11 protein-coding genes are annotated in these 11,940 nt (G+C 43.6%); 5 read left to right on the forward strand and 6 right to left on the reverse strand.

Features of this window, described 5'->3' with window-relative positions; all coding sequences use genetic code 11:
* Both M3P05_RS10725 and M3P05_RS10730 read left to right on the forward strand, forming a co-directional pair.
* On the forward strand, positions 1 to 532 hold a 532-nt coding region (locus M3P05_RS10725), incomplete at its 5' end, for a hypothetical protein (protein WP_249699602.1).
* A gap of 351 nt (positions 533 to 883) precedes the next feature.
* Positions 884 to 3,658: a forkhead box protein gene (locus M3P05_RS10730; RefSeq protein WP_249699603.1), complete on the forward strand. Its 2,775-nt coding sequence runs from the start codon at positions 884 to 886 to the stop codon at positions 3,656 to 3,658.
* Positions 3,659 to 3,745: 87 nt separating this feature from the next.
* Here the strand turns inward: M3P05_RS10730 and M3P05_RS10735 are convergent, their stop codons facing one another.
* From M3P05_RS10735 to M3P05_RS10755, 5 genes are all read right to left on the reverse strand, one after another.
* Complete coding sequence (locus M3P05_RS10735; protein WP_249699604.1) at positions 3,746 to 4,534, reverse strand: hypothetical protein; 789 nt, start codon at positions 4,532 to 4,534, stop codon at positions 3,746 to 3,748.
* A gap of 45 nt (positions 4,535 to 4,579) precedes the next feature.
* Positions 4,580 to 5,308: a YdcF family protein gene (locus M3P05_RS10740; protein ID WP_249699605.1), complete on the reverse strand. Its 729-nt coding sequence runs from the start codon at positions 5,306 to 5,308 to the stop codon at positions 4,580 to 4,582.
* A 51-nt stretch (positions 5,309 to 5,359) separates the two neighbouring features.
* Positions 5,360 to 6,379: a 2-hydroxyacid dehydrogenase gene (locus tag M3P05_RS10745; RefSeq protein WP_249699606.1), complete on the reverse strand. Its 1,020-nt coding sequence runs from the start codon at positions 6,377 to 6,379 to the stop codon at positions 5,360 to 5,362.
* A 111-nt stretch (positions 6,380 to 6,490) separates the two neighbouring features.
* On the reverse strand, positions 6,491 to 7,414 hold the full coding sequence (locus M3P05_RS10750) for an HAD-IIA family hydrolase (protein WP_249699607.1): 924 nt from the start codon (positions 7,412 to 7,414) through the stop codon (positions 6,491 to 6,493).
* A 132-nt stretch (positions 7,415 to 7,546) separates the two neighbouring features.
* Complete coding sequence (locus M3P05_RS10755) at positions 7,547 to 7,960, reverse strand: MarR family winged helix-turn-helix transcriptional regulator (RefSeq protein WP_249699608.1); 414 nt, start codon at positions 7,958 to 7,960, stop codon at positions 7,547 to 7,549.
* A 131-nt stretch (positions 7,961 to 8,091) separates the two neighbouring features.
* On the opposite strand from M3P05_RS10755, the gene msrB reads away from it, so the two are divergent.
* Positions 8,092 to 8,640 (forward strand): peptide-methionine (R)-S-oxide reductase MsrB, encoded by a 549-nt coding sequence (gene msrB, locus M3P05_RS10760; protein ID WP_249699609.1) that lies wholly within the window; start codon positions 8,092 to 8,094, stop codon positions 8,638 to 8,640.
* A gap of 203 nt (positions 8,641 to 8,843) precedes the next feature.
* Positions 8,844 to 9,635, forward strand: coding sequence for a TatD family hydrolase (locus M3P05_RS10765; RefSeq protein WP_249699610.1), 792 nt, complete (start codon positions 8,844 to 8,846; stop codon positions 9,633 to 9,635).
* 25 nt (positions 9,636 to 9,660) lie between these two features.
* On the opposite strand, the gene M3P05_RS10770 is transcribed toward M3P05_RS10765, so the two are convergent.
* Positions 9,661 to 10,005: a hypothetical protein gene (locus M3P05_RS10770; protein WP_249699611.1), complete on the reverse strand. Its 345-nt coding sequence runs from the start codon at positions 10,003 to 10,005 to the stop codon at positions 9,661 to 9,663.
* 136 nt (positions 10,006 to 10,141) lie between these two features.
* On the opposite strand from M3P05_RS10770, the gene M3P05_RS10775 reads away from it, so the two are divergent.
* Positions 10,142 to 11,932 carry an endonuclease domain-containing protein gene (locus tag M3P05_RS10775; protein WP_249699613.1) on the forward strand — a complete coding sequence of 597 codons (1,791 nt, stop codon included), beginning with the start codon at positions 10,142 to 10,144 and terminating at the stop codon, positions 11,930 to 11,932.
* Positions 11,933 to 11,940 lie beyond the last annotated feature (8 nt).

Consider the following 11,940-nt stretch of genomic DNA (forward strand, 5'->3'; position numbering starts at 1 on the left):
AAAATATCTAAACGAAGATGGAAGTATTCAGGAAGGCGTAAGGGAAATAATGATATCTGAATTCTCGGTTTATGATGGCTATGTTCCATGTGAACGAACTTTTGTTATGGGTTGGGCACCTGTGCAAGTATTGGTTGATAACACAAAAGAAGATGAACCTTGGCCATATTCTATTAAAAAGCTTAATGTTTATCTCGGCTGCGATACAAGGTTTGGTGAATTTTCCAATGAGACAAAAGTGTTTTTTGGCTTTGGGTTTGATTGCTCTGATTCAATTGATCCTTTATTAATAAAAAGATTAAAACTTAAATTAAATATTGATGATGATGGTAAGATTACTAGCTTTATGGCTTTTCGCTTGTGGGACCGTCAACAATATTACAACTCTAGTGGGTATTCTATCTTCCATTTAAATAATGATCCATTTAAAGCTGTGATCTGGATGCCGATAGAGCGCATTTCTGGTCCTGTAGAAAATTCTTTTTTAAAAGCAAGAATAAGAACAGTGAGTGTTATACAGGTGTTTGATTAATCAAATCATTTTACAGGTAACGTTTATTTGTCAGTGTTTTATATTTTTAATTGGTTTTTGCATCAGTCAGCAATTGTAACACCTTGGTTGCCATTGAAATCTGACAGTAGTAAAAGTGAATAGTGTTTAAAATCATTATATAAAAACAGTGTGACTATCAAAAAATTTTTCTTGATAGAATCACTGAGCGGACCACCATTTTCGATAAGCGCATTGTGTCTCCATTCTTCTGAATTAACCGGTTTATTGTCATAATAACAAACAACTCTGACAATAAAGCAGACAAAATATGAGAGGATTATAGCTTGGTAAAGTCATTGCTAATATGGATTTTCATTTGAGATTGAAAGAGTGCGTGAACACAAAACAGACGAAATTACACCAGGAATGTTTCCGCCAGTATCATCAGCCATAGCCGCTGGTGGAGTGATACCTGCTGCAACAGCAACAGTGAGTCCTGATGTCTTATGGGGGCGTCGTCGCGTTGGCACTGCACAACCGCCATTCGAGCCACTGCCTCTTCCCAGCCTGGATGTGGCTGAATATCTGCCCGCTCTATATCCACCTTCTCAGCAACAGGTATTGCCGAGTAATATTACGTATTTAAAAAAAGGTAGTGATTCTGAAGAAGTAATAGATTTTCTGAATAAAAAACATCTTGTTCCATTAATCACTCAAGCGATCGAGAACTCTGCCGGGAAGAAAGCAACATGCCAGGGAATTCTCAAATACATCAAGAGTAACTACAGGACACCAGAAGAAATATTGCTGCGTAGTAGAATTTTATACTTTCTTTCTCGTGAAACTAATTTTGAAAAAACAGAAGAATTAGGGCAGGGCGGTGATGATGATGGTTCAGGTAACTACTGGATATTGAAAACAACCGAGGCGCAGCATAAAAAAGCTGCCACTTTGGAAGCTGAGCCTCTTCATGGTGATAGATCAGTTGCTGCAGTTTTTCAGCGAAGAAGTATTAATTTATTAATCACTGAAGCGATCAGGAATTCTTCTGATGGGAAGGCGACACACCAACAAATTAAAAGTTATATCAAGAATAAATTACCAACAGTAGATGAAGGAGCTATGAGTTATCACATTGGTCAGAGACTTTCATCAGAAAGATGCTATACCAAATTAGATTTGCATGATCCAAACAGTATTGGTTGTCGAAGACACTACTGGAAATTAACAAATACTGATGAAAAGAGGAAAGGGGCTAATACGTCAAAACCAATTGTTAAACAGCCTTTACAAGGTGTTTTAGCGGGTATACAAAAAACTGGAGTTCGGCGGAGCATGAATCTTATTTCATTAGTAAGTGCTGCGATTAGGGGGCGTCCTGATAAAATGGCGAATATAAAACAAATCGTTGCATACATCCTGATGAAATATCAGGATCTTGATCAAGAGGAATTGAATACTCATGTTAAAATCCTGCTAAATGAATCCAATAAATTCATCAAGCTAGAAGAATGGGGGGAAGGAAAGTTTTCTGATGGTCAGGGGCCTTACTGGATATTGGCTGAGCCAGGTGCTGTAGCGCTTTCAGTGTCTAAATATGATATGGTTGATCATTATAAGCTTTTAAAGGCGGTAATTGCACAGTATCCCCACGGAGGAGTAACATTACAGCAAATAAGCATCGATATTAGAGGTCAATGTCGACATTGTGCCAAAATTCCAGAGATACCTTTTTTACAGAGCCTTAGAACTAACCTGTCAATGATGAAGCGTATAAATGTCATTGGCAGTAGTAAAAAGCTAGACGTTTCACAAAAATATCAAATAATAAATACTACAGATTCAGAATTACATTGTTCTGAGTTTGCAGATGAACCCGTACCTGGTAATGAAACCGTTGGCCGAGGCCCTTACAGGGCAATAAACAAACAATCTCCACAATCAACTATACCCTCTGGTGGCGTTGTACCTGCCGCAACACCGAATGTCTTATGGGGGGATTGTTACGTTGGCGCTGAACAACAACCATTCGTGCCACTGCCTCTTCCTGGTCTTGATGCGGCTAAACATCAGCCATCTCTACATCCACCTTCTCAGAAACAGGCTGCTACGCATTTTGTAAGAGATAATAGTTCTAAAGAAGCAAGAGGATTTCTGGACAATAAAAATCTTGTTCCATTAGTCACTCAAGCGATCGAAAACTCTTCTGGGAAGAAGGCAACATGCCGAGGAATCTTCAAATACATCAAGAGTATCTGCAGGATACCAGATGAAAGATTGCTGCGTATTAGAATTTCAGAAGTACTTTCATCAAAAAAAGGCAAGTATGAAAAAACAGAAGAATCAGGACCGGGCGGTGATGATGGTCGTGGTAACTATTGGGTATTGAGAAAAACCGAAGCACAACATTCGAAAGATGCTTCTTCTAGTGGACAAAAGAAAGGTGCTAATACGTCAGAACAAATTGTTAAAAAGCCCTTACAAGATGTTTCAGCGCATAGACCTGACATTGGCAGAAGCAACGAGCCAAGTGTTTCACAAAAATATCAAATAATACATGCAGCAGATTCAGGATTGTATCATTTAGAGTTTGGAAATGCGCCCTTCTCAATGTCACCTGCTGACCAAATTGGTTTATTGCAATCTCCTGATGTTCCTTATCATTCTCCTGCAATAATTCAAGGAAGTGTGTCATCTCAAAGAAACATGTCTCAAGAAACTTTTGCAAAAGCGTGTGCACCTTCAATGGAGGAACAAGAACAAGAAACTCCCTTTTATCAAAATTACATGCAATATATTAGAGAAGCCATCGAAAGCAGTGAAAATGAACAGGCTACACAGCCACAGATCTGTTCCTACATTGAAAGTCATTATCCGGCTTTTTTCCAGGAAAACAAAAACGTTAACTTAATAATGATAGATATTCTTTTAATGATTGATTTTTTCAAAGTTGATGAACCCATCCGTAGTGATGAAAGTGTCGACCAGGGTCCTTACTGGGCAATAAAAAAACAGTCTCAACAAATATCACAACCCTCTTTCGAGCTCTCTCCCTACCAGAGTCAGCCTTTCTCTCCCTGTTCTCTGCTGACTTTTCCAGCACAACTATCCGGGGAAACTACCGGTGTAACAGAGCAAGGGCAAAGCAGCAATAATCGCGAATAATAACGTCCTGTCATGCTCTGAGCCAACAAAGCTTATGGAAATATGGCTGAGTCCAGAAAAATGTAACTGTAACCTCTGGCAATATATCTATTTGAAGGCTTCCATCAGCGCTATGGTCATGGCGCTGTTCAGGGCTTGGATGGATGGATTGTCGTAGCAGCTGACGTATTCTTCCAGCTGTCTGTCTGACAGGTACCGATATGTGTAAAGGTACTGGCGAATCACCAGGCTTTCGTATTCCTGCCGCATATCCGCCATGGTGGCACGTATATTGGCCTCAATATTGGCTGGCAGTTCATGATTTTCATCACCAACAAGCAGTCGGGCATTATTCAGGGCTGCAGAGGTGATCAGGTTTATGGTCAGATCTACGGCACCGGTTTTTTCTGCCAGCTCGTAAGCGAGATCAACCCGCATTGTGCGGGGAGGATTTTCCTGAAGCTTCCCTCCAATATAGTCTTCCAGTTCATTAATGCGGGCCAGATCATAAGCTTTGTTTTCAAGCTTGATAGCATTTCTCCAGGCGGGGGCCTGCATCAGTGGAAGCACATTCTCCAGTAACTTCTGGCCAAGCTCCTGTTTAAGAATGGTCATGGCTTTTGTTTTCAGGCTATCAACTGCATACTGGTGATTCAGGCCACTCATGATTTGATTGACCTTCCTTTGGGTCAGTTGTTCCGGAGGCAGGTTGGAGCGTCCCATCTCAATCCCGGAATCGGTAAATGTTTTACTGAGGTAGTAAAACTGCTGCTCCAGTCCGGTCAGGCTATAGACCTGTTCCAGTAGCGGATCTGTTGAGGATGTGTTTTTGGAAATGGCTGAGGTTGAATAAAGTGATAATAAAAATATCCCACAGCAAAACACTCGCTTGATCATGTTTTCATCCCTGAATTTTTATTGTTTTTTGATAAGTTCCACTTACTAGAATAACCGATACCAAAGCAGACCGGCATATTCGTGTATTGCCAGCTGGCTTTTTCTCAGGTTAAAAATATTTGGGAGCCAGGTTTGCCATCCTGATGGCATAACTCTACGTGATGCATGTGCTGTTGGTGCAGGAATAACATCAAGGGCAACCTGTTTGAATGCCATTAATGAACGAGGCATATGCCAGGCGTGTGTAACCAGAAGAACCTTATGGATACCTTCCTTGTTTAACAGTTGCGCACTGCCAAGGGCATTTTCCCTGGTTGTTTTGCTGATATCTTCTTGCCACTTAACCGGAACACCATGTTCCTCCATAAAATCGGCCATAACCTCGGCTTCATTTATGCCGTGAAAGGTTCCCCCGGATACCAGCACAGGAAGGCCTGTCTCTCTCGCCAGCTTGACTCCATAACGTAAGCGCTGGGTCAGCAGCGCTCCCGGTTGGGGTTCCATATCGTACTCGGGGGTATTGCCAAGAACGCCTGTGCCGAGAATCACAATGGCTCTTGCATCTGGAGGAATTCTGTCCGGAAGATATGCTGCCTGCTGCTCAAGGTTTTTCATCAGCCAGTGTGAAACAGGACCCGTAGAGAGCAGCCAAAGAGAAACCATGGCTGCCAGTACGAGCACAAAAGAGAGATGGCGATAGCGAAACCAGATCAGAACGGCAATCAGCAGCATAACTAACTGGATGCCAGGTGGCTGAAAGAGATGTTTAATCATTCTGATATGTTTCCCTATCGGCATACGTTTTTTTATTCCAGTGCTTTCAGCTCATCTCAGGCAGCTGCTATCAACACTATTTTTGCACTGATCTGTTTGTTCGAATTCAATAATATTGTTTATTGTAATACCAGCTATAGCCTGCAGTGCTTCTCTGGTGAAGAACCCCTGATGCCCGGTGACCAGAACATTTGGAAAGGTCAGTAACCGTTGAAACACATCATCCTGGATAACTTCTTCTGAAAGGTCCTGAAAGAACAGATCGCCTTCCTGCTCATAGACATCAATTCCAAGATAACCGACCTGACCTGACTTCAATCCTTTAATTACAGCTGGTGTATCAATTAAAGCACCGCGGCTGGTATTTATCAGCATAACACCAGGCTGCATCATCGATATGCTGCAGTCGTTAATCATATGGTAGGTGTGCATGGTCAGTGGACAGTGCAGACTGATGATATCGGAGGTTTTGTAAATCTCTTTCAGAGAGACCGGGGTGATATTAAATGGCTGAATCTGATTATCACTCATACCAGGATCGTAACCGACAACTGTGACACCAAAACCCTGAAGAATCCGTGCCAGAGCAAGACCGATTCGCCCCAGGCCGATAAGGCCAGCTACACGACCATAAAGGTTAAACCCGAGAAGTCCGTGCAGATGGAAGTTGCCCTCCCTGACCCGACTCCATGACTTATGAATCTTGCGATTCAAAGCCATAATCATGGTGATGGCATGTTCTGCAACAGCTTCCGGGGAATAGGCCGGAACACGAACAACGGTAATACCCAGCTTTTCCGCGGCAGGAATATCAACATTATTAAAACCGGCACAGCGCAATGCGACCAGTTTTACACCCTTCTCAGCCAGAATTTCCAAAACTTCCTTGCTAAGGTCATCATTCACAAAAGCACAAACCGCATCGTAGCCATCGGCCAGTGCAGCTGTTGCTGGTGTGAGATGAGCTTCCTGCCAGGAAAACTGTTGTGAAGACTGTGAGTCGATCTGGCTGAGCGCCTCGGCAAACACCGGGCGCTCATAATCCTGATAACTGAAAAACAGAGTTTTCATTATGACTTCCCGTGGCATAAATCGGGTAATAGGTTCTGTTGACGTAAGTACTCAATCTATACACATTCCTGAAGAATGTGGAATGAAATCTCTGTAGGCGGAAGAGAAGAGTTAAAGATGAGGCGCTATAAAATCTGGTGAAATACCGGCCTTGGCAATTTCCTCCATCACATCCCGCCCCTGATAAATACCGCATTCCAGCAGCAGGGTTTTAAAGCCCATGGCATTACCGCCAAGAATGTCAGTGTAGAGAGTATCGCCAACCATCAGAACTCTGGATGTATCAGTAATACCATAGCGATTGGCAACGGTCTGGAAGATTGTGCTGCCGGGCTTGCCATACAGGGTTGGTGTTCCGGTTTGGCCGGTTCTTTCGACAAAGCCATCAATAAAGAAGCCTGGTGTTGCGCCAATATGAATCTTCCCATCAATCATATAGGGAGCGCCCATATCCGGGTTACCAACAACCATGTTGAACTGACGGCCCTGTCCGGAACTCACAAGGTTGTCCTGCATCTCAGCTGTCCAGCCTGTGCCAACCATAAACAGGATGTTTTCAACATGTTCAGGAATTACACCATTGGTATCATTCAGGCGGGTCATTCCCTCCAACAGTTTATCTGATGGGTGTGGCAGGGGAGCGATAACGGCCCAGCTCTCTGAATTCTTGACTGTCTTTAACCATTCTTCGGTCATATCCAGACTGGTCACTACTTCTTCATTGGTGAAATCGAAGCCCCGCTTACCATATTTTTCTGCAGCAACAGACTGGTTGGTCATGGTGTCATTGGAAACAACACAGAAAGCTTTGTTTTGGGAGCGCATCATGGCGATAGCTTCAATCGCCCCATCAATGGCCACTGGCCCCCGGCAAAGCACCCCATAGGAATCCAGCATAATCAGATCGAACTGATCCAGAATATCTGCAATTCCAGCAATGCGCTGAGGGAGCTGCTCCGGCTTATTTACGTTGGGATACCATCCCATTCGGCGGGTGTAGCACTGGTTAAGAATCGAAAGACTAATCTCGATCATCGGAATCTCGCTGGAGCAGGACAAAAGAAGGGATTATACAAAACGGCATGATGAAAGTGCTTCAAATTGTTACTTTCCCCTGAAAAGGGCTGAGGCTGATCTATGTTTGCTGGCCAGGCTTCCTTACCAGAATTACAGAAATCCTTTGATTGTTTTCAAATAGCGGCGGACAACATTGAGTTCTTGCTTATTAAACCCCTGCTCAAGAAGTTGCCTGACCTCCTTAAATAGAGGTTTGGCTTTCATCGTGACTTGAAGCCCCTCGGCAGTGATCAATACCCGTTGCCCACGGCCATCGACCGGTGATGGTGCTCGCTTGATATATCCATGTTTCTCCAGTCTTGAAACCATTCCACTGGTTGCTGCTTTACCCAGACACAAAGCCTCACCCAGCTCTGCCTGAAGGCAGCCATTGCGCTTTTGCAGGTGAAGAAGTGCTGATATCTGAGCTGATGTGACTCCAAAGCGTTCAAGTGCTTCCTGGTCAATAAGGCGGTAGAGTTTCTGATGGGTCTGGCCAATCAGAAAGTAGAGTTCATTTTCCATGGTCGAATGTTGGTTCGCTAGCGAACTTTAGTCAATAGATTTATATCATCAATTCGTTGTGAATCCAGACCAATGATTCAGTCGTATAGCTCAATAACAAAAGAGAAAATACTGGAGCTTAGGAGGTCACAATGCGAATACCATTTTTCCGTTCAAGGCTGTTTAAGCGCACAAATATACTTTCTGTGCTGTGTGTAGCTCTTATTTCTGGCCTGGTTCTGGCGTCACCAGCAAAAAAAGACTCTGTGGATAAGTCGGATCTGAGAAAAATTCTCACACCACTTCAGTACAAAGTGACTCAGGAAGATGGCACTGAACGTCCATTTCAAAATGAGTACTGGGATAACAAAAAGCCCGGTATTTATGTGGATATCGTTTCCGGTGAACCTTTGTTCAGCTCTGTGGATAAATACAAGTCAGGTACCGGCTGGCCCAGTTTTAGCAGGCCTTTGGTGGCAGCCAATATCGTTGAGAAGGAAGATAACAGCTTCTTTATGAAGCGGGTTGAAATTCGATCAGCTGGTGCAGACTCTCACCTGGGACATGTCTTCAATGATGGGCCGCAGCCTACCGGTCTGCGTTACTGCATGAACTCTGCGGCTATGCGTTTTATTCCTGTGGATAAACTGGAAGAGGAGGGGTATGGAGAATTCTTGAGCCTGTTTAAAAAAGATAAGTAGAGTTAAGTTCTGTTGAGGTTGCACTTTTGCATTGAGCCGCATAGTGAACCCTCAACAGACATCAGGTGTGTCTGTTGGTCCGGTATGTAGGGGCGTACATCCGGACAGACTGACTTCCAAAATCTATTTCTCATTCATGACTCTTTTCTACCAAAGCCTTAAACTCCCTTCCATTTCCTGAATTTCAAATAGAGCAACAGTATATGCAGCTTGAGCTGGTGGATATTGGCGTCAATCTGGGCGATAAGGCTTTTGATAAAGACCGGGATGATGTCGTAGAACGGGCACTGGAAGCCGGTGTGAAAACCATGATTCTGACAGGAACAACCCTTGAGGAGTCGGTGGATACCTGCAAGCTGGCAGACAAGTACAGTGAGTGTTGTTATTCAACTGCGGGCATACATCCTCACTATGCCAAGGATGCAACAGATCAGCACTTCGATGAGCTGAAAGATTTGCTGGCCCAACCCAAAGTCGTGGCAGCAGGTGAAACCGGTTTGGACTTCAACCGTGATTTCTCACCCCGGCCCATCCAGGAAAAAGTCTTTGAACGTCAGGTTGAACTGGCAATAGAGACAGGTAAGCCCCTGTTCTGCCATGAACGGGATGCCTCTGAACGTTTTGCCGATATTGTGAAATCTTATCGAGATGACCTGATTGATCTGGTTGTTCACTGTTTTACTGCAGATAAAAAAAGTTTGTACCGGTATTTGGATCTTGATCTACATATTGGTATTACCGGCTGGGTTTGCGATGAACGCCGTGGCTTTCATCTCCATCCCCTTCTAAGAGATATTCCAGCCAATCGCCTGATGATTGAAACAGATTGCCCTTATCTGTTGCCACGAACTCTGAAGCCTAAGCCAAAAAGCAGACGCAACGAACCAGCATTTCTGGGAGAGGTTGTCTCGATGATTGCTGAGCAGACAGGAAAAACTGTCGAGCAGGTTGCCCAGGAGACAACTCACACAGCTAAAGCCTTTTTCAAAATATAAGATTAATCGTTTCCAGCTTCGCAGATTACTGTTTTTGGGAAATACAGCTGTAGTTCTGCGGAGCACCCTCCACACTGTTACAGTTCAAAGTGAAGGCTTTGGTTCCCTCTTTCGTTACGCATTGATAGGCATAACTGCCTTCAAGGTCGCACTGGCCGACATAAACACCAGACAAAGGTGTAAGGCTGTAAACACCCCCTCCAGAAGTATTAGTCCAGCCACTTGGTTCTGTATCTGTCAGATCAGCAAGAAAATCAGTCGCTTCAGGCACATTGCTGGGGCAGGCAGGAATATCTGCCCTGGCGACAATAGGAGCGGATATAAGAGCAGCAAGCAGGACAGACGCAAAAGCAGTATTTGGAAATGTCATGGGAAAAACTACCAATGAGAAAGCTACCACAGGATCGTTGAACTAAAGCAGTGGCAAGACATAGGTATAATTCATCAAGGCTCCCAATATCTGCATAATGCCGAAGAATAAAAAAAGATATTTGGGAGAGATTATTATGGAGCCAAGGATAGGTTTAGCCCGTCACACCAATGGATCGAGTAGTTTTTCTGGAATGGGTAACAGTTCCACGCCAGGCAGAAAGAACAGAGCCCGTAGAAGATATCAGCGGGGTCAGTACTCATCAATTACAGCAAAGAGAGCCTCTGATAGACAGGTTGGTTCAGAGTACTCAAAAGATGGTACTCAGCATTCAGTGCACAGAAGCCTGCCCGAAAGAAAATCTGTACGCCACAGTTTCTCATCACCACATCATGGAAGGGGGGCTACAGAAAGAAAGACTCCAGTATCAGAAGCTATACAGCGAGAAGAAAGTCATACGCGTGAGCTGTTAGGCGAAGCCATCATACTTCGAGAGTGTCATAAAAAAACGTTTTCAGCAGGCAGCGATGAATCTGTATCAGTAGCAAAAGACAAGGTAAAAGATTTCACACCACCCTCCAGTTCTGAAAGCGAGTCAGAAACAGACTCTGGGTTCAGTTCTGCACCATCATCAGATGTAGAAACAGATTTTTCTAAATCATCATACTCAGTTCCTTCCTCCACCTTCGTTCATGGAAAGCGGTGTGATCGAAAGAAAAAAACACCAACAGTTGCAGGAACAAAAAGCCTTTCCCAAAACTATTCTCGGCTATGGGGTCTTAGTGATGAAGATTTTTTAAGCACAATTAAAGGGTTTAATGTCAAACAGCTAGGCTTACTGGGCGAGTGCTTCCCTGACGATAGGAAGGATGATGTTTCTGCTGAGAAAATACAGGCTTTTTGTCGAGTTGTTGTTGAAGATGTTTTAAAGAAAAAGAGCGATGTTAATGAGAGGTGGCTTTATCAAATCATCCAGCCAATGAAGCGTTCCAGATTTTATAATGACGATTTGAGTATCCATATAGGCAAGGCAATAAGATCAATTCTTGATACTAAGTCAGAAAGAAAAATTGATACCCTCTATTTAATGCGTATTTTGGAATGTATTGCCCAGAGCTCAACATATGTTGAATGTATGCCTGATATTATTTCCTGCTATTTAAAATCTGGATTCAGGGTTACACCAAAAAACTTAACAGGTGTACTGAAGAATATTAGAAGCGTGATGATGTTACATGCGCACATGGTAGCGTTTGGCAAGCATGCGTATCGTATCGAAATTGAATTAAAGCAGTTGATAGCAATTATTGAAACATATATTCAGGAGCAGAAACCTGCCCTGGACACGATAAATGGCAGTATGTTGCACTGGATCAGGCTCTATGGGAATCATGTGCTTGGTATGAAACACCTTTCGACTGACTTTGATGGTGTTCCACCATCGCCTGACAGCAGCTCACTTCATAAAGAGGTGCAAAGAAAGCTGAAAGCTCATCTTCCAGAAACCAGATTCATTCGTGAAAAAAGACTTGGTAACACAGAAATATTTGTAGACTTGTTCTGTGAACCAAATGTGGTTATCGAGGTGGATGGTAAGCAATATCACCATATGGACTTCCTTCCACTCAGGGGCTCTATACCTCCACGCTATGGTATGTACTCGCGGCAAGATGGAAAGACATGGATGAAGAAGGTGTTAATGAGATCCGCTGGCTATGAAGTCATAAATATTACCAGTTCTCGTGATAGTGTGATCGAAGGAGCAGTCGGAAAAATCGAACCACTTCTGCCCAAGCAGAAAGCAGTTACTTTGGCACGTCCAAAGCCGCTGCTTGGAACTGCATGCTCTAAAGATAGCAAGAGCAAAGATTTCCCCACCTTTAAACCATCGTTTCCTGCGGGTGCAGTAAAGGTAGTGTCTCTATAAAGAAGAGG

The sequence above is a fragment of the Parendozoicomonas callyspongiae genome, assembly GCF_023502345.1.
In the GTDB taxonomy this organism is placed as follows: Bacteria; Pseudomonadota; Gammaproteobacteria; order Pseudomonadales; family Endozoicomonadaceae; genus Sansalvadorimonas; species Sansalvadorimonas callyspongiae.

Coding starts and splice junctions, on each gene's coding strand:
- M3P05_RS10735 (WP_249699604.1), bottom strand. CDS start 4,534: ATGATCAAGCGAGTGTTTTGCTGTGGGATATTTTTATTATCACTTTAT.
- M3P05_RS10740 (WP_249699605.1), bottom strand. CDS start 5,308: ATGATTAAACATCTCTTTCAGCCACCTGGCATCCAGTTAGTTATGCTG.
- M3P05_RS10745 (WP_249699606.1), bottom strand. CDS start 6,379: ATGAAAACTCTGTTTTTCAGTTATCAGGATTATGAGCGCCCGGTGTTT.
- M3P05_RS10750 (WP_249699607.1), bottom strand. CDS start 7,414: ATGATCGAGATTAGTCTTTCGATTCTTAACCAGTGCTACACCCGCCGA.
- M3P05_RS10755 (WP_249699608.1), bottom strand. CDS start 7,960: ATGGAAAATGAACTCTACTTTCTGATTGGCCAGACCCATCAGAAACTC.
- msrB (WP_249699609.1), top strand. CDS start 8,092: ATGCGAATACCATTTTTCCGTTCAAGGCTGTTTAAGCGCACAAATATA.
- M3P05_RS10765 (WP_249699610.1), top strand. CDS start 8,844: ATGCAGCTTGAGCTGGTGGATATTGGCGTCAATCTGGGCGATAAGGCT.
- M3P05_RS10770 (WP_249699611.1), bottom strand. CDS start 10,005: ATGACATTTCCAAATACTGCTTTTGCGTCTGTCCTGCTTGCTGCTCTT.
- M3P05_RS10775 (WP_249699613.1), top strand. CDS start 10,142: ATGGAGCCAAGGATAGGTTTAGCCCGTCACACCAATGGATCGAGTAGT.